At 52.8% G+C, this 16,082-nt stretch carries 20 protein-coding genes; all 20 read left to right on the top strand.

Annotated features, from left to right (window positions below; all coding sequences use genetic code 11):
• Position 1 precedes the first annotated feature (1 nt).
• The 20 genes from codY (at position 2) to fliP (ending at position 16,075) form a co-directional block, all read left to right on the top strand.
• Positions 2–781: a GTP-sensing pleiotropic transcriptional regulator CodY gene (gene codY / locus ACTHO6_RS09635; protein ID WP_440241318.1), complete on the top strand. Its 780-nt coding sequence runs from the start codon at positions 2–4 to the stop codon at positions 779–781.
• Between the two features lie 365 nt (positions 782–1,146).
• On the top strand, positions 1,147–1,560 hold the full coding sequence (flgB, locus tag ACTHO6_RS09630; protein WP_440241317.1) for a flagellar basal body rod protein FlgB: 414 nt from the start codon (positions 1,147–1,149) through the stop codon (positions 1,558–1,560).
• Positions 1,561–1,562: 2 nt separating this feature from the next.
• Positions 1,563–2,021, top strand: a complete 459-nt coding sequence (flgC, locus tag ACTHO6_RS09625; protein ID WP_440241316.1) for a flagellar basal body rod protein FlgC — start codon at positions 1,563–1,565, stop codon at positions 2,019–2,021.
• A gap of 19 nt (positions 2,022–2,040) precedes the next feature.
• On the top strand, positions 2,041–2,340 hold the full coding sequence (gene fliE, locus ACTHO6_RS09620; RefSeq protein WP_440241315.1) for a flagellar hook-basal body complex protein FliE: 300 nt from the start codon (positions 2,041–2,043) through the stop codon (positions 2,338–2,340).
• A 29-nt stretch (positions 2,341–2,369) separates the two neighbouring features.
• Complete coding sequence (gene fliF, locus ACTHO6_RS09615; protein WP_440241314.1) at positions 2,370–3,956, top strand: flagellar basal-body MS-ring/collar protein FliF; 1,587 nt, start codon at positions 2,370–2,372, stop codon at positions 3,954–3,956.
• A 12-nt stretch (positions 3,957–3,968) separates the two neighbouring features.
• Positions 3,969–4,982, top strand: coding sequence for a flagellar motor switch protein FliG (gene fliG / locus ACTHO6_RS09610; protein ID WP_440241313.1), 1,014 nt, complete (start codon positions 3,969–3,971; stop codon positions 4,980–4,982).
• The gene (gene fliH, locus ACTHO6_RS09605; RefSeq protein ID WP_440241312.1) at positions 4,966–5,784 is read left to right on the top strand and encodes a flagellar assembly protein FliH; all 819 of its coding nucleotides are present in this window, start codon (positions 4,966–4,968) and stop codon (positions 5,782–5,784) included. Before fliG ends, fliH begins: the two co-directional genes overlap by 17 nt.
• Positions 5,781–7,103: a flagellar protein export ATPase FliI gene (gene fliI / locus ACTHO6_RS09600; protein WP_440241311.1), complete on the top strand. Its 1,323-nt coding sequence runs from the start codon at positions 5,781–5,783 to the stop codon at positions 7,101–7,103. Before fliH ends, fliI begins: the two co-directional genes overlap by 4 nt.
• Positions 7,103–7,549, top strand: coding sequence for a flagellar export protein FliJ (gene fliJ / locus ACTHO6_RS09595; RefSeq protein WP_440241310.1), 447 nt, complete (start codon positions 7,103–7,105; stop codon positions 7,547–7,549). Before fliI ends, fliJ begins: the two co-directional genes overlap by 1 nt.
• Before the next feature lie 12 nt (positions 7,550–7,561).
• Positions 7,562–8,473, top strand: coding sequence for a MotE family protein (locus tag ACTHO6_RS09590; RefSeq protein ID WP_440241309.1), 912 nt, complete (start codon positions 7,562–7,564; stop codon positions 8,471–8,473).
• 64 nt (positions 8,474–8,537) lie between these two features.
• Positions 8,538–9,773 carry a flagellar hook-length control protein FliK gene (locus ACTHO6_RS09585; RefSeq protein WP_440241308.1) on the top strand — a complete coding sequence of 412 codons (1,236 nt, stop codon included), beginning with the start codon at positions 8,538–8,540 and terminating at the stop codon, positions 9,771–9,773.
• Between the two features lie 24 nt (positions 9,774–9,797).
• On the top strand, positions 9,798–10,193 hold the full coding sequence (locus ACTHO6_RS09580; RefSeq protein ID WP_440241307.1) for a TIGR02530 family flagellar biosynthesis protein: 396 nt from the start codon (positions 9,798–9,800) through the stop codon (positions 10,191–10,193).
• Between the two features lie 103 nt (positions 10,194–10,296).
• The gene (flgG, locus tag ACTHO6_RS09575) at positions 10,297–11,100 is read left to right on the top strand and encodes a flagellar basal body rod protein FlgG (protein WP_440241306.1); all 804 of its coding nucleotides are present in this window, start codon (positions 10,297–10,299) and stop codon (positions 11,098–11,100) included.
• Positions 11,101–11,171: 71 nt separating this feature from the next.
• Positions 11,172–11,393, top strand: a complete 222-nt coding sequence (locus ACTHO6_RS09570; protein WP_440241305.1) for a flagellar FlbD family protein — start codon at positions 11,172–11,174, stop codon at positions 11,391–11,393.
• Between the two features lie 14 nt (positions 11,394–11,407).
• Positions 11,408–11,863, top strand: coding sequence for a flagellar basal body-associated FliL family protein (locus ACTHO6_RS09565; protein WP_440241304.1), 456 nt, complete (start codon positions 11,408–11,410; stop codon positions 11,861–11,863).
• 42 nt (positions 11,864–11,905) lie between these two features.
• The gene (gene fliM, locus ACTHO6_RS09560) at positions 11,906–12,901 is read left to right on the top strand and encodes a flagellar motor switch protein FliM (RefSeq protein ID WP_440241303.1); all 996 of its coding nucleotides are present in this window, start codon (positions 11,906–11,908) and stop codon (positions 12,899–12,901) included.
• Positions 12,894–14,237: a flagellar motor switch phosphatase FliY gene (fliY, locus tag ACTHO6_RS09555; RefSeq protein WP_440241302.1), complete on the top strand. Its 1,344-nt coding sequence runs from the start codon at positions 12,894–12,896 to the stop codon at positions 14,235–14,237. The genes fliM and fliY overlap by 8 nt, the downstream gene beginning before the upstream one ends.
• Positions 14,238–14,274: 37 nt before the next feature.
• Positions 14,275–14,637, top strand: a complete 363-nt coding sequence (locus tag ACTHO6_RS09550) for a response regulator (protein ID WP_122903382.1) — start codon at positions 14,275–14,277, stop codon at positions 14,635–14,637.
• Positions 14,637–15,317 (top strand): flagellar biosynthetic protein FliO, encoded by a 681-nt coding sequence (locus tag ACTHO6_RS09545; RefSeq protein WP_440241301.1) that lies wholly within the window; start codon positions 14,637–14,639, stop codon positions 15,315–15,317. Before ACTHO6_RS09550 ends, ACTHO6_RS09545 begins: the two co-directional genes overlap by 1 nt.
• Positions 15,314–16,075: a flagellar type III secretion system pore protein FliP gene (fliP, locus tag ACTHO6_RS09540; RefSeq protein ID WP_440241300.1), complete on the top strand. Its 762-nt coding sequence runs from the start codon at positions 15,314–15,316 to the stop codon at positions 16,073–16,075. Before ACTHO6_RS09545 ends, fliP begins: the two co-directional genes overlap by 4 nt.
• The last annotated feature ends 7 nt before the right edge of the window (positions 16,076–16,082 follow it).

The following is a 16,082-nucleotide window of genomic DNA, read 5'->3' as shown; positions in this document are numbered from 1 at the left end:
GATGGATCTACTGTCGAAAACAAGAAGAATTAACCGCTTGTTGCAAAAATCTGCCGGCCATGCTGTTAATTTTAATGAAATGGCGCAAGTACTGAGCGATGTGATTGAAGCGAATACATTTGTCGTAAGCCGCAAAGGCAAGCTGCTTGGCTTTGCCATCCACCAGGAGATGGACAACAGCCGCATGCGCAAGATGCTGGAAGAGCGCCGCTTTCCAGAGGAGTATAGCCAAGGTCTCTTGAAAGTGGAAGAAACGTCGGCAAACCTGGACGTAGAGAGTCCGTATACCATTTTCCCGGTGGAGATGAAAGATGTATTCCGTTCCGGCTGGACGACGCTCGTTCCGATCATGGGGGGCGGCGATCGTTTGGGTACGCTGATTCTCGGACGCATCAACGATCAATTTGTGGACGACGACCTGATCCTCGCAGAAGTGGGCGCGACCGTAGTCGGAATGGAGATCTTGCGCGAGCGTTCGGAAGCGATTGAGGAAGAAGCGCGCAGCAAGGCTGTCGTGCAAATGGCGATCGGCTCTTTGTCCTACAGCGAGCTGGAAGCTGTCGAGCACATTTTCGAAGAGCTTGAAGGCAAGGAAGGTTTGCTCGTCGCGTCGAAAATTGCGGATCGCGTAGGCATTACCCGTTCCGTGATTGTCAACGCGCTGCGGAAGCTGGAGAGTGCGGGTGTGATTGAATCCCGTTCTTTGGGAATGAAAGGAACCTTCATCAAAGTATTGAACGAAAAACTGTTGCCTGAGCTGGAAAAGCTGAAAACCTCCTAAGGCAAATTGGCATAAAAAGTTTCGTGAAAGTGAAATTCAAGGTATAGCAACACTCGTTGCTATACCTTTTTTCATGGGTACTTTTGCCCAACGCCGATAACGGCGACTAGGGTCACTTCCAAAAATTATCTATTGATTTTTGTGCGACAGTCTATCCACGGTGCATGGAATATGGATTGCATGTCAAAACCAGTAAAAAAACAGGGATTTAGTGCCATTGAATCATTTTGAAAAACAACATCAATAGGGGCTTTTTTCACTATTACGATTTTGCTATGATTGAATCGTAAATTCGGTGTCGAAATAACAGGAATTATAGGCAGATTTGTGGAAATGAATTGACACATATTGGGGGAGAAGGCTACATGCTGGAGAGTTATCATCTGCAGGTCCTGGAGAGAGCGATGAATGCCGCGACGCTGCGGCATCGGACGATCGCGAACAATCTTGCCAATATCGATACCCCTCAATTCAAAAGTCAACAGGTAATTTTTGAGGGCTATCTGCAAGAGGAACTAAATGGGAAAATAGGAAAGGGGAAGCTTGAGGCCTATCGAACCGATCAGCGCCACATTCCGTTTGGCAATACTGGCGGGTTTGCCATGCCCCAAGTCGTTTCCAATCCGAATAACTACGTGCAGAACAGCGGGAATGATGTGGATCTGGAAACCGAGACAACCGAGTTGGCAAAAAACCAGATCTGGTACAGCGGCCTAACACAGCTGACAGCAGGACATTTCCAGAAATTGCGCAGTGTCATTGAGGGTGGAGGGAAATAACGATGAGCTTGTTTCAAGGGATTAATACGAGTGCTTCTGCATTGACTGCCAACCGCTTGCGACTGGATACGATCGCGTCGAATATTGCCAACGCCGAAACGACACGCGCAAATTTTGTGGATGGCAAGTGGCAGCCGTATCGCCGGAAAATGGTCGAATTGTCACCGCGGTCGACACAATCATTCGACAATTTTCTGCAAGCGGCAGTAGGAATAGCTACGGGCCGGGTCGAAGAGCAAGGGGTGAGAGTCACGGCCATTCAGGAGGACAACACGCCGTTTAAACGCGTATACGATCCTGCTCATCCCGATGCGGATCAAGAGGGGTACGTGCTGTTGCCGAATGTCGATCCGATGAAGGAAATGGTCGACCTGATCTCGGCATCGCGTTCCTACGAGGCCAACGTGACAGCTTTGAACGCGGGCAAGGCGATGATGCTGAAAGCTTTGGAAATCAAATAAAGCGGGTGAACAAACATAAATGGACATAAACGCGCTTTCCCAAACGGCTCCGATTCGGACGCCAGTCGCCAACCAATTGCCGACACCTGCCGAAGTGACGAAGGACTTTACCTCGTACTTGTCGGACGCGCTAAACCAGGTGAATCAGGCGCAAGTAGAATCGGCCAATCTCGCAGATCGATTCGCTGCCGGAGAAATTACAGATGTGCATCAATTGACCGTCGCCGGGCAAAAAGCTTCTGTGATGCTGCAAATGACGATGCAAGTCCGGAATAAAATCATCGAGTCTTACCAAGAAATCATGCGAATGTCGATTTGATTGTCGTTTTATCCAGTGAGAGGTGAAACATGAACGAACGTTTAGCTTTATACAGAAATCAGCTTGCGTCTAAATGGAACCAGTTTTCCCGAAAGCAAAAATGGATGATTGCCGGAATCTCGCTTTTTCTGTTGATTTCGTTGGGCTTATACATATACATTGCTTCTCAGCCGGTCTACAAGCCACTCTACGATCAGAGACTGAGCGAACAAGAAATCGGCGCGATCAAAAAAGAACTGGATGCCCAGCAGATTCCGTACCGGATTACGGGGAATGGGACGGGCATTGAAGTGCCGCAAACCATGGCGCAGGATGTGATCGTCGATCTGGCCGCCCAAGGCATTCCCAGCCAGGCCGGCATCAACTCCGAAATTTTTTCCAATACGCTCGGTGTTACCGACAGACAATTCGATGTGATGAAAAAAGAAGCGCTGCAACAAGAACTGCGCAAAATGCTCGAACGCGTGAAAGGCGTGCGTTCGGCACAAGTGATGATTACGCTGCCGCAGGAAAGTGTTTGGGTCACGGAAACGCCTGATACGGCAACGGCATCGGTCATCGTCGAGGTGGAGCCGGGCACGACGCTGGAGCAAAAGCAGATCAACGCCTTGTATTTGCTCGTCTCCCGAAGCGTTCCGAAATTGCCGATGGACGCCATCGCGATTACGGACCAGTACTCGAACCCGCTGGAACGCGCCGAAGGCAACGAAGCAGAAGGAACATTGAGCAGCTTTAAGCAGCAAGAAGCCATCAAGTCCGAGGTTGAGAAGAAGATTCAACAAAATCTGTACAACCTGCTTGGAACGATCATGGGCCGAGACAAGGTGATTGTCCACGCGTTTATCAAAATGAACTTTGATAAGGAAAATCGCGTAGAGAATCTCGTGGAGGCGCCTGACAAAGAGAACAACGAAGGACTTATCATCTCTTCCCAAAAATTATCGAAGGCATTCTCGGGTCAAGGCCAACCGCCGGGAGGCATAGCCGGAACAGGCGCGAATGCAGTCCCCAATTACCCGGGGAACAATCCGCAGGGCAGCAACAGTCAGTATGAAGAGTTAAATGACACGATTAACCGCGAAGTCAATCGAATTACACGAAATGTAACGCTAAGCCCTTACAAAATCGAGGACCTGACGATCAACGTAGGGGTAGAACCACCAAATGGCGGTGAACTAGATGCCGCTACCATCGAAAGTATCAAGCAGGTCCTGCGCAATGTCGTCCGCGTGACACTAAGCGACAAAGCGACCGATTTGAGCGAAGAAGAACTGGACAAGCACATTTCCGTTCTCCCACGTCAATTTTCTGGCAAAGTGGCTGTCGAAGATTCCAGCGCACTCAGCCCGGCTGTATTGTGGACCGTTGGTGGTATTGCCGTGCTGGCTCTCGCCGCTGTTGCCTTCCTCATCATCCGCAGACGCAATCAAGCGAAGCAGCAACAGGAAGAAGAGATGTCAGACTTGCTGGCTCCTACCCAACCTACCGAAATCCCAGACTTGATCTACCAGGAAGACGGCGACCAGGTCGTGGTCAGAAAACAGCTTGAAAAATTGGCGCGAAGCAAGCCGGATGAATTTGTTGTTCTGCTTCGTACTTGGCTAGCAGAAGATTAAGGAGTGAAAGATATGGCTCGCGGCGCTAAAGAGTTGTCGGGAAGACAGAAGGCGGCTATCCTCCTCATCTCACTAGGGCCGGAAATCTCTGCCCAGGTGTTCAAGCATTTGCGCGAGGATGAGATCGAGCAGCTCACATTGGAAATCGCCAATGTGCGAAAAGTAGATACCGATGAAAAAGAAAAAATCTTGGCTGAATTTCATCAGATTGCCGTAGCGAAGGAGGTCATTTCGCAAGGCGGCATTACGTACGCAAAAGAAATTTTGCAAAAAGCGTTGGGCGAGACGAAAGCGATGGATATTATCAATCGCTTGACCGCCAACCTGCAAGTGCGGCCGTTTGATTTTGCCCGAAAGGCAGATCCTGGCCAAATTTTAAACTTTATCCAAAACGAGCATCCGCAAACGATTGCATTGGTGCTTTCGTACCTCGAACCGCAGCAGGCTGCGATGATTTTGTCGGCTCTGCCGCAAGAACGCCAGGCGGAGGTCGCCAAGCGAATTGCGACGATGGACAGCACTTCTCCGGAAGTGATAGCCCAGGTCGAGCAAGTGCTTGAGCAGAAGCTCTCGGCAACAGTGACACAGGATTATACGCAAGCTGGCGGGATCGAAGCTATCGTGGCTGTTCTCAATGGCGTGGATCGCGGGACGGAGCGCACGATTCTGGATTCTCTCGAAATTCAGGACCCCGAATTGGCCGAAGAAATCAAGAAGCGCATGTTTGTATTCGAAGATATCGCCACATTGGACAACCGTTCCATTCAGCGCGTGATCCGCGACGTGGAAAGTGCGGATCTGCAACTCTCTCTCAAAGTGTCCAGCGAAGAAGTTCGCGAAGTGATTTTCCGCAACATGTCCAAGCGGATGGCGGACACCTTCAAGGAGGAAATGGAGTTTATGGGACCAGTTCGTCTGCGCGACGTAGAAGAAGCCCAATCTCGTATCGTTGCGATTATCCGTCGCTTAGAGGAGGCTGGTGAGATCATCATCGCCCGTGGGGGAGGAGATGATATCATTGTCTAGGATCATTAAAGTGGCGAATTATCGGCCTTCGGAGGATGCTCTCCTCCTCTCGGTGACGCCTGCACCACTTAAGACGGAAAATGATCCCGAAAGGTTGCAAGAAAATCTACAAATTTTACATCAAGCTGAGATAGAAGCCAAAACAATCCTTACCGATGCGGAAGAAACCGCCCAATCCATTCTCCGCCAAGCGACAGAAGAGGCCGAGCGACTGAAGCAGCAAGCCGCGCTGGAAATCGAGCAATGGTGGGAACAGAAGCAGCAGGAGGCTTCCGAGCTGTTCCGTGCGACGCAGGAGCAAGCGGCTGCGGAAGGACACGAAAAGGGCTTTGCGGACGGCAAGCGTCAAGCGTACGAGGAGGAGGGACAAGCCCTCTCCGAGGCGCGCGCGATCTTGGAGCAGGCATACCGCAGCAAGCAGCAGATTATCGCGGAAGCAGAGCCGTTTTTGGTGGAGCTGGCTCTGGAAATCGCCAAAAAAGTGATCGGACAGGAATTGCAGCAAAATCCCGAGCAGGTGCTGGAAATCGCCAAAAAAGCGCTGCGGCGCTCTCGCGTTCACGGCGAGATCACGATCTGCGTTCATCACAGCTACTTCCATTACGTTTCCGAGCAGCGCGCCCAACTGCTGGCGCTGCTGGAAGGACAGGCGGAGCTTTCCATCTATCCGGACTACACGATAGCAGATGGCGGCTGCGTCATCCGCACGCAACTGGGGAGCGTGGATGCACGCGTGGATACACAGCTGGAAGAGATCAAACAGGCTTTGCTTGCGATTGCCGGAGGAAGGGAGACCCCATGAGTATCCTGGACCTATCCAAGTACAGACAGGCGTTGCACGAGCTCGATCCGGTGCGCGTAAACGGAAAAGTAACACAGGTGGTCGGCCTGACCATCGAGTCGCAAGGCCCAGAAGTGAAGCTCGGCGAGATTTGCCATCTGTATCCGACAAACAGCAAGGAGCCGATTATCGCCGAAGTAGTCGGGTTTCGCGAAAACAAGGTGCTGCTGATGCCGCTTGGCGAACTGACGGCCATCGGACCGGGCTGCGACGTTGTGGCGACGGGACGATCCCTGGAAGTCAAAGTTGGACCGGAGATACTCGGATCGGTGCTGGATGGACTGGGCAGACCGTTTCAGGGAACGCTCCCGCCCGGATTGACCTCCTATCCGACGAACAACCTGCCGCCCAACCCGATCCTGCGACCGCGCATCAAGGAGCCGCTCAGTGTGGGGGTACGTGCCATAGACGGCCTGTTGACTGTCGGAAAAGGGCAGCGCGTCGGTATTTTTGCCGGATCAGGGGTAGGAAAGAGCACCTTGATGGGCATGATCGCCCGCAATACGACGGCGGACATTAACGTCATCGGACTGATTGGAGAGCGCGGTCGTGAAGTCATGGAGTTTATCGAGCGCGATCTGGGGGAAGAAGGTCTAAAGAGATCCGTGGTGGTGGTTGCCACCTCCGATCAGCCAGCGATGATCCGGATCAAGGGAGCCTTGATTGCGACCTCGATTGCGGAATACTTCCGCGATCGCGGGTTGAATGTGATGCTGATGATGGATTCCGTGACCCGGTTTGCCATGGCGCAGCGGGAAGTGGGACTGGCCATCGGCGAGCCTCCTGCCACCCGCGGGTATACCCCGTCCGTATTCGCTCTGATGCCGAAGCTGATGGAGCGGGCAGGAACGGCGGACAAAGGCAGTATCACGGCGTTTTACACGGTGCTCGTCGATTCGGATGACATGAACGATCCGATTGCGGATACGGCGCGGGGGATTTTGGACGGCCATATTGTTCTCGACCGGAAAATCGCGCAAAAAGGTCACTTTCCCGCCATTGATGTGATGGCAAGCGTCAGCCGCGTCATGTCGGAAATCGTCACCGACGAGCACAAGGAAGCGGCCAGACAGTTGAAAAAGCATCTGGCTACTTTTCGGGAAGCGGAAGACCTGATTAACATCGGAGCGTACAAGCCCGGATCAAACCGCGATATCGATGCGGCGATCCGCTACAAGGATATCATTTCGGAATTTACAGCCCAAGGCACACATGAGCCCTCGACACTGCAAAGCGCAGTCAAGGCGCTGTTAGCCCATTTCGGAGGAGTGAACCAGTAGTGAAAGTGTTTCAGTTTCATCTCCAAAAAGTGCTGGATCTGAAACAAAAAGAGAAGGAGCAGGCAGAGTGGGCATTCGGGAAATCGGTTCAGCGCAAAAACGAAGAAGAGTGGAAACTCGTGCGATTGACCGAGCAGCATGATGAGGTGACCCATATGCTTGCGGAAGCGCAGATGCAGACGTGCAGTGCGGCACAGCTTATTTCCATCGCGCAGTACCAGCAATCGGTGGCTCGTTCGATCACCAGGCAGCAACGGACCTTGCGCGGGTGCGAGCAGGACGTGGAGCGCTGCCAGTCCCATTTGACCGAGAGAATGAAAGAGTCCCAGCTGTGGCAGAAATTGCGGGAAAAATCTCTCCATCAATATCTCGACGAGCAGAGACAGCGTGAACAAAAAGAAATGGATGAGATCGGCACGCAGCTCTATCTTCGCCGCAGCAACTAAGGGAGGTACCAGATGGAAGAAATCCAAGAAGAACGGGAATACGGCAGGTGGGAATGGTTCTTTTACATGATCGCCATTCCTGCCCTGTTTGCCAGCCTCCTTGGCGGTTTGCTCCTGAGCTTGATGGGAGTCAACGTGCTAGGGAATGTTCTCCACTGGGCTAACTCCATACCGTACGTGGAAAAACTCGTCCCGGACGAATACGACACGGTGTCCGCTCCAGCACAGAATGTACCGGACACGGAGAAGCAAGTGGCGATCCTGCAGCAGGACCAGGCGAGAAATCAGCAGCAAATTACCGCGCTGAAAGAAGAAGCAGCGAAAAAAGACGCGACGATTCAAGCGCTGGAAAAGCAGGTGCAAGATTTGAACAGGCTCATGGAGCAACAAAGAGCCAGCGAAGAGGAGCGGCAAAAGCAGTTTGCTGATCTCGCCAAGGTGTACACGACCATGTCGGCGAAAAATGCCGCAGCTATCATCGAAAATTTGAGCCTGGATGAATCTGTTGCGGTCATGACCAAAATGAAGCCCAATCAGCGCGCGGACATTTTGGCCAAAATGGACCCGAAAAAAGCGGCGGATATTTCCATTCTGCTGAAAGATTCGGTTGTAAACAAGGACGATGACATTGCGGCCTTGCAACAGCGGATTCAGGCGCTGACAAAGGCTCTCAGCGAAACGCGCAGCGGCGCTTCCTCCGGGGCAAGCGATCAGGTGCTGAGCGACACGTTCGCGCAAATGCCGGCAGAAGACTCTGCCGCCGTCATTCGCTCACTCATGAGTACGAACAAGAGCAGAGCGCTGGCGCTGTTAAGGGACATGCCTGCGGACAAGCGGGCACAGACTCTCTCTGCGATCGCCAAAGAAGACAAAAAAGAGAAGGACAATCTGGCGGCACGCATTACGGAAGAGTTGCTTCGATAACAAAGGCCCTGCTTTTCGTTGTCGTTACCATAAGCAACAAATCTACAAAGAGGAGGTGAACGAGATGAATGTAGCCAATCTGACTCCGCCGACAGGTTCAGTCGCAAGTGTTCCCGCTGCCAGTGCTGTCACAGGTAATGGAGACGTTGGCTTGGGGCAGTTGTTTTCGATGCAAATGCTGCAAAGCTTTGAAACGATACTGGACGCGAAAGGCGCAGATGCTGCTCCAGGCGGCTTGTCGGGGGAAGACCAGCAATTGCTGGATGAACTGATGGCGCTGATCGCACAGTTGCTCGCCGCAGGACAACAAGGAAATGAAGAGCTGAACGTGCAAGTAGACGAAAAGGCGGCAGCGCTGGAGCAGCTTTTGGGCAAAGGGACCGGACAAGGTCTGGAGCTTTCCCCGCGGGTCGGGGAAGAGTGGAAGCAGCTTTTGTCCAAGCTGTCGCAACAGGAAGCCTCTCCAGAGGAGCTGGGCAAGCTGGCCACTCTTCTCGAAGCCCTGAAGCAACAAAAAGGGAGCGAAAGCAAGCCGAAGCAGGGTGCTTTGCCCCTGCGTTCCGAAACGTTTCTCCCTGTGAACGCATCTCAGCAGGAGGCGTTCAAGGCGATCGCGCCGTTGCGTATGAACCTCGGCCTGGCTGCTTACAAGATGGAGGCGGGAGTGTCTTCCCAACCGGTCCAGCTGATGCTTTCCGGCAGCCTGTTGAATCAGGAAGGAAATCCGGAGGAATCGATTCCGACCACAGCCAGTCAGCAGCCGATTGTCGCGCAGCAAGCGCCTCAGACGCAAAGCGTGGCAAGCTTTCAGCAGCCAGTCGGACAGCCGCATCATGTGAACGCGAACCAATTGCCCCAGCAGCTCACACAGCTTTTTGTTTCCAAGCTGCAGTTCAGCGGGCAAAACGGCCTGCACGAAGCCAGACTGATTTTGAATCCGCAGTCGCTCGGACAGGTGGACGTGACGATTACCTCGCACAACGGGGTCATTACCGCCCAGTTCCATGCGGAGACGCAGGCCGGAAAAGACTTGCTCGACAATCAGCTTCCGCAATTGCGGTTGGCCTTGACACAGCAAGGCTTGCAGGTTGATCGTCTGGAGGTCAATCAGCAGCAGGACACCGCGTTCAGCTTCCAGCAGCAGCGTGAGCAAGCCGGACAACAGCGAGAAAATCAGCAACAACAGAAACAGGATGAACAAGAGTTTGCGCTAGAGGCGTTCGTAGACAGCAGTGAAACGAGCGAGTCGCTCTGGAATCGCCTGCGGGAGTCCGCCCGTGGAGTGGATGATCTCGTCTAGGAATGGAAGGAAGGAGGAAGCAACATGAACCATTTTCGTGTCGCGCAGCCCTATTTCCCTCCGAAACCGAATCACGTCACCAAAGCGGCTGCCCAGACAGCTCCAGGAGCCAGCAAAACGTTTCAACAGTATTTGAAGGAATCGACAGCTTCGGCTGGAAAGACACAGCCACTTTCGTTCAGTCAGCATGCCATGAGCCGCTTGCAGCAGCGTGGCATTGCGCTTGAAGGACAGCAGTTGGAACGTTTGGAGTCAGCGGTTCAAAAGGCAGCCTCCAAAGGGGCCAGAGAATCTCTCATCATGATGGATAACGTGGCTTATGTCGTGAGCATCGTAAATCGGAAAATCATTACCGCTGTGGACGATGGCAGCATGAAGGACAATGTCTTTACCAACATCGACAGTGCCATCTTCGTATGAGAGGGCCTGTACGTGCGGGCTGGACCTCCCCGGAGGAAGCCCATGGGTTACCGAACGACAGAGGTAATCTAGTCTAGCGAGAGAGCAGAGGAGGAAATCAATCATGCTTCGTTCCATGTATTCAGGTATCTCAGGTATGCGCGGCTTTCAAACAAAGCTTGATGTCATTGGGAACAACATTGCGAACGTCAATACGGTTGGCTTCAAAAAAGGCCGTGTCATGTTCCAAGATATTTTGAGCCAAAATGTGCAAGGCGCCAGCGCGCCGACGGACGGCGGAAAAGGCGGTACCAACCCGCTCCAGATCGGTCTTGGCTCCTCGATCGCCTCGATTGATACCGTATTTTCGGCGGGAAGCCCGATGACCACAAACCTGCCAACAGACCTTTCCATTGAAGGCGACGCCTTTTTCATGGTGAGCCCGGATGAAGGCGCGACGATCTACTACACGCGCGCAGGCAACTTCACCCGCGACTCCCAGGGCTTCCTGGTCAACCCGCAAGGACTGAAGCTGTTGAGCAGTGATTCGACTCCAATTCAGATCAGCCAGGAGGACGGCGTTGTTTCCTACTCGATCGGCAAGGATGGCGTCATTACCACAGTAGATGATGCCGGCGCTTTGACCAGCGACATCACGATTGGCGTTGTAAAATTCAACAACCCGGGCGGCCTGAAAAAAGTCGGCAATTCTCTCTATGAAAATACAGTGAATGCCGGGGCTGGTGAGCCGGTTGTACCGACAGAGGCGAAGGTGAGCATCATTGCCGGACAACTGGAAATGTCCAACGTTGACCTCTCCGAAGAGTTCACGGAAATGATCGTGGCACAGCGCGGCTTCCAGGCCAACTCGCGGATCATCACCACATCCGACTCCGTTCTTGAGGAACTGGTGAACCTGAAACGATAACTTCTTGCAGGGGATGAGGGAGGGGAAGTGAAAGATTCCTTTCCCCTGTTCCATCCCGGGGGGAGCATACGATGATTAAACTGACCCGTTTTAACGGCACGACGTTTTATCTGAACATTACTCACATTGAGACGGTTGAAGCAACGCCCGACACCGTGATTACGTTGTTCAACGACAGGAAGTACATCGTGAAGGATTCCGTAGAGTCCATCGCTGAACGTGTTCAGGCTTTTTATCGAAACGCTCATCCGACAGCGACTGCACCCAAACTGCCGGACGACCTAAATGAATAGCGGGAGGCATTGCGATGTTTCAAAATCGATTGTTTAACATGGCTCTCATCATCATCATCGCGATTTCGCTGCTGGGAGTCATCTCGTTTGTGCTCTGGCAAACGTATCTCTCTCCGACCGTGCAAACGGCCAGCTCCGCAGAAACAGAAATGAAGCCTTTGTCGGCGAAAGAAATCCAGGAGTATTCCGTAGATACGGGCGAAATTACGACCAATTTGCTGACGAACAACTACATGATTGTGCGCTTCAGCATTACAGCGGACAGCTCGGATGCCAAGGCGGAGTTGGAGCAACGATTGCCGCAGGTCAATCAGGTGATCATCAAAACGCTCGCGGGCCTGACGCCGGAAGACATCAAAGGAACGGAAGGCGTAAACAAGCTGGAAGCGAAAATCATGAATGAAATCAGTTCCCTGATGCAAGAAGGCCGGATCGTACAAGTCGTGACGACCAAGCGCGTCTTGTCGTAGGGAAAACGATCACACGGATACATAGCAAGGAGGTGACGACATATGGCCGAGGTTCTCTCACAAAGTGAGATTGACGCGTTGTTGGCCGCTCTATCATCTGGTGAGATGGATGCCAACGAGCTGAAAAAAGAAGAGACTGAGCGCAAAGTCAAAGTGTACGATTTCAAACGCGCGTTGCGGTTCTCCAAAGACCAGATCCGTGGCTTGACACGAATCCATGAGAACTATGCGAGGCTGTTGACGACTTATTTTTCAGCTCAGCTCCGTACCTTCGTGCAAATTACGGTTGCCTCCGTCGATCAATTGCCGTATGACGAATTTATCCGCTCCATTCCGAAGATGACCATCTTGAACATCTTCGAAGCTCCTCCCTTGGAAGGACGAATGGTCTTGGAGGTCAATCCAAACATCGCCTATACCATGCTGGATCGGCTTCTTGGTGGCCAGGGTGCGATCCCGGAAAAAATGGGTGCACTTACGGAAATTGAAACAACGGTGATGGAGCGAGTATTCGGCAAGGCGCTGGATACATTCCACGAGGCATGGAAGCAAATTATTGAGCTTGATCCGTACCAGGAAGGACTGGAAATGAATCCCCAGTTCATGCAGATTGTCTCGCCAAACGAGATTGTCGTCGTAATCTCGTTCAGTACGAAAATCGGGGACACGACAGGGATGATTAACCTTTGTCTGCCTCACGTTGTACTGGAGCCGATCATGGCCAAGCTTTCCGGTCAGTACTGGTTCTCCAAGCAGAAAAAGACCCGGGATGAAGATGAACGCCTGCGTGTCGAAGAACGAGTAAAGGTGGCCAAACTGCCCATCATCGCGGAGATGGGAACCGCGACGATTACTGTCGCCGATTTTCTGCAACTGCAAAAAGGCGATGTCATTCAGCTGGATCAGTCGCTCGACAGCAAGTTGAAGATCAAGATCGGCGATCAGGTGAAGTTTCTCGGGCAACCGGGTACGCTCAAAGGCAGAATGGCCGTGCAGATTGATGAAGTCATAGAGGAGGGGGAGGAACAAAATGAGTAGAGATATGCTTTCTCAAGACGAGATTGACGCGCTGCTTCGCGCGAACAACTTGGTGGAGGACGAAGAGGAAGCAGGGCCCGCGGAGAGTCAGGATGTGGCTGATTTTCTTTCCCCGTTTGAGCAGGATGCGCTTGGCGAAATCGGCAATATTTCCTTCGGCAGTGCAGCCACGGCGTTATCCACTTTGTTAAGCCAAAAAGTCGATATTACCACGCCGACCGTTTCTGTTATCAACGTGAATGAATTGGAAAACGAGTTTCCTATTCCGCATGTGGCGGTTCATGTCGAGTATACAGACGGCTTTAAAGGGATCAACCTGCTGGTCATTCGGATGGAGGATGCCGCGGTCATCGCAGACCTGATGATGGGAGGAGACGGCAAGCCTGCCAATACGGAAATGTCCGAGCTGCACATCAGCGCAGTTCAGGAAGCGATGAACCAGATGATGGGCTCTGCGGCGACATCCATGTCCACGATCTTTAACCAGTTCATCAATATTACACCTCCGGGAATCGATGTGATGGACTTGTCGCAGGGCAAAGGCGGGGACAGCTTCTCCGACGATGACAGTCCGTTGGTGAAAGTCTCCTTCCGCTTGAAGGTTGGCGAACATGGCGAGCTGATCGATTCGAATATCATGCAGCTCTTGCCGCTTTCGTTTGCGAAGAAGATGATCGACCGACTGGTGGGAGGCTCGGACGACGAGGCGGCCGCAGCGGTTGTAGCCGAGGCAGAAATGCCTGCGATTCCGGCACAAAGCGCCTCAGCTCCACAACAAGCCCAGCCTGCACAGAGTCAGGTACCGCCTGTCGCGCCGCCGCCTGCCCAGCAGCCAATGCAGCAGCAGCCACCGGGACACGCTGCGCCGATGGGGTATCCAGGGCAGCCGATGTATCCCGACCCATACGCGCCGTATGCGATGCCGCCTGGGTATGTGCCGTATCCTGGCGCTTACCAGCAGCCGCCGATGGCTCCGCCGGCGCCGCAGCATTTCGGAGGTCCGACAGCCAATCAGGCCCATGTCGTGCCGGCTCAATTTGCGCCGCTTGGCTCGTCGCCGATGTACACAGGCGAACTGCAAAACCTGAATCTCTTGCAAGACATTCCGCTGCAAGTAACCGTGGAACTGGGACGGACGAAAAAGCTGATTCGAGAAATTCTTGACTTGTCAGCTGGATCCATCATACAGTTGGACAAGCTGGCAGGGGAGCATGTAGACATCCTGGTCAACAACAAGCTGATTGCCAAAGGCGAGGTTGTCGTCATCGACGAGAATTTCGGTGTCCGCGTAACCGATATCATCAGCCAGTTTGATCGCGTTCAAAAATTGCAATAAACCACAAATCAAGCGCAAGTACGGGGAGGATCTATTCATGTCGAACAAAGTATTAATCGTTGACGATGCAGCATTCATGCGTATGATGATCAAGGAAATTTTATCCAAAAACGGCTACAGCGTCGTAGGAGAAGCAAGCGATGGGGCACAAGCGGTGGAGAAGTACAAGGAATTGGGACCGGATTTGGTGACGATGGACATTACCATGCCGGAAATGGATGGCATTACTGCCCTGAAGGAAATCAAAAAGCTGGACCCGAACGCACGTGTGATCATGTGCTCCGCGATGGGACAACAGGCCATGGTCATTGACGCCATTCAGGCGGGCGCAAAAGACTTCATCGTGAAACCATTCCAGGCAGATCGCGTGCTGGAAGCGATCAAAAAGACGTTGAGCTAATGCGGAAGATCCGGAATGCAGGGACCAGGCTTTTGGCGATCTTCTGCCTGATCCTCGTGCTGGTTGTCTCCGCCCTGCCCATTGCCGTCCAGGCAGAAGGTACTGTAGCCGATGCCTACAACCAGGGGAACACGGAAAAGAGCAATGCGCCCGCCGGCGGCGAACAGCCGGCGGCCATTCCGGGCAGCGGAACAGGCAGCATGATCGGTTATTTGGTTCAAGTCATTTTTTCGCTAGGCTTTATCGCGGTGCTGATCTTTTTCCTGCTCCGCTTTCTCGGGCGACGCCAAGTCGGGCAGAGCCAGGGACCGATCAAAATTATCAGTGCGGCAGCCCTCGGCAACGGGAAGACGCTGCAGGTGGTCATGATCGGAGAGTCCTTGTACATTGTGGGAGTGGGAGAGAATGTCCAACTGCTTCGGCGAATCGAGCCGGGGGAAGAAGTAGACCTGATCTTGTCCGAAGCGGAAATCCGGCCCCTCCAAAATCCGTTATCGCTCGACTGGCTGCCGTTTCGCAAAAAGAAGCAGGCTGACGAAGAATTGCTGTTTTCTTCCGAGGTGGACGGGAAAACCTTTCAGGAATTGCTGAGAGGGCAATGGGACCATGTGAAAAAACGACCACTCCACTCCGACGTGTGGGACAAAGAGGAAGCTTCCGACAGAGGGGACCAAAAATGAAATACTTTTTACAGGTGCTTGTGCTTGTCGCCGCGGTGCTGGCCGTACCGGAGATGGCGGCAGCTGCACCAGGAGGATCACCGCTCATTCCGAGCATTGATTTGCAAATCGGCGGTGGCAATGGGACACCGCAGGAGACATCTTCCGCCATTCAGCTCCTGCTGATTTTGACTGTGCTTTCTGTAGCACCAGCCATTTTGTTGTTGATGACGAGTTTTACGCGCATTGTCATTGTCCTGTCGTTTGTGCGAAATGCCTTGGCGACGCAGCAAATGCCACCCAATCAGGTGCTGGTGGCGCTTGCTTTGTTCCTGACGTTTTTCATCATGGCGCCGACTTTGGGCAAAGTGAATGAAACCGCTGTGCAGCCATTCATGCAAGGCAAGCTGACCCAACAGCAGGCGTTTGATGCGGCTGTGATTCCGTTCAAGGAATTTATGGCCAAGCAGACGCGCGAAAAGGATTTGGCCCTGTTTTTGGAATTCACCAAAGCGGAGAGGCCGAAGACGATTCAGGATATTCCGCTTACCGTTCTCGTACCCGCCTATGCGATCAGCGAACTGAAAACGGCCTTTCAGATCGGCTTCATGATCTTCATCCCGTTTCTGGTGATCGACATGATTATCTCCAGCATCTTGATGGGGATGGGGATGATGATGTTGCCGCCGGTCATGATTTCGCTCCCGTTCAAAATTTTGCTGTTCATTATGGTAGACGGCTGGTACTTGGTAGTGAAATCTCTGTTGACCAGTTTTTAGCGACATC

It is taken from the genome of Brevibacillus sp. SAFN-007a (genome assembly GCF_051967035.1).
Classification (GTDB): domain Bacteria; phylum Bacillota; class Bacilli; order Brevibacillales; family Brevibacillaceae; genus Brevibacillus.
This window is presented reverse-complemented; position numbering and strand designations above follow the sequence as displayed.

Bases quoted from the DNA above. Each gene is read 5' to 3' on its own strand.
- codY (WP_440241318.1), top strand. From the start codon at position 2: ATGGATCTACTGTCGAAAACAAGAAGAATTAACCGCTTGTTGCAAAAA.
- flgB (WP_440241317.1), top strand. From the start codon at position 1,147: ATGCTGGAGAGTTATCATCTGCAGGTCCTGGAGAGAGCGATGAATGCC.
- flgC (WP_440241316.1), top strand. From the start codon at position 1,563: ATGAGCTTGTTTCAAGGGATTAATACGAGTGCTTCTGCATTGACTGCC.
- fliE (WP_440241315.1), top strand. From the start codon at position 2,041: ATGGACATAAACGCGCTTTCCCAAACGGCTCCGATTCGGACGCCAGTC.
- fliF (WP_440241314.1), top strand. From the start codon at position 2,370: ATGAACGAACGTTTAGCTTTATACAGAAATCAGCTTGCGTCTAAATGG.
- fliG (WP_440241313.1), top strand. From the start codon at position 3,969: ATGGCTCGCGGCGCTAAAGAGTTGTCGGGAAGACAGAAGGCGGCTATC.
- fliH (WP_440241312.1), top strand. From the start codon at position 4,966: ATGATATCATTGTCTAGGATCATTAAAGTGGCGAATTATCGGCCTTCG.
- fliI (WP_440241311.1), top strand. From the start codon at position 5,781: ATGAGTATCCTGGACCTATCCAAGTACAGACAGGCGTTGCACGAGCTC.
- ACTHO6_RS09590 (WP_440241309.1), top strand. From the start codon at position 7,562: ATGGAAGAAATCCAAGAAGAACGGGAATACGGCAGGTGGGAATGGTTC.
- ACTHO6_RS09585 (WP_440241308.1), top strand. From the start codon at position 8,538: ATGAATGTAGCCAATCTGACTCCGCCGACAGGTTCAGTCGCAAGTGTT.
- ACTHO6_RS09580 (WP_440241307.1), top strand. From the start codon at position 9,798: ATGAACCATTTTCGTGTCGCGCAGCCCTATTTCCCTCCGAAACCGAAT.
- flgG (WP_440241306.1), top strand. From the start codon at position 10,297: ATGCTTCGTTCCATGTATTCAGGTATCTCAGGTATGCGCGGCTTTCAA.
- ACTHO6_RS09570 (WP_440241305.1), top strand. From the start codon at position 11,172: ATGATTAAACTGACCCGTTTTAACGGCACGACGTTTTATCTGAACATT.
- ACTHO6_RS09565 (WP_440241304.1), top strand. From the start codon at position 11,408: ATGTTTCAAAATCGATTGTTTAACATGGCTCTCATCATCATCATCGCG.
- fliM (WP_440241303.1), top strand. From the start codon at position 11,906: ATGGCCGAGGTTCTCTCACAAAGTGAGATTGACGCGTTGTTGGCCGCT.
- fliY (WP_440241302.1), top strand. From the start codon at position 12,894: ATGAGTAGAGATATGCTTTCTCAAGACGAGATTGACGCGCTGCTTCGC.
- ACTHO6_RS09550 (WP_122903382.1), top strand. From the start codon at position 14,275: ATGTCGAACAAAGTATTAATCGTTGACGATGCAGCATTCATGCGTATG.
- ACTHO6_RS09545 (WP_440241301.1), top strand. From the start codon at position 14,637: ATGCGGAAGATCCGGAATGCAGGGACCAGGCTTTTGGCGATCTTCTGC.
- fliP (WP_440241300.1), top strand. From the start codon at position 15,314: ATGAAATACTTTTTACAGGTGCTTGTGCTTGTCGCCGCGGTGCTGGCC.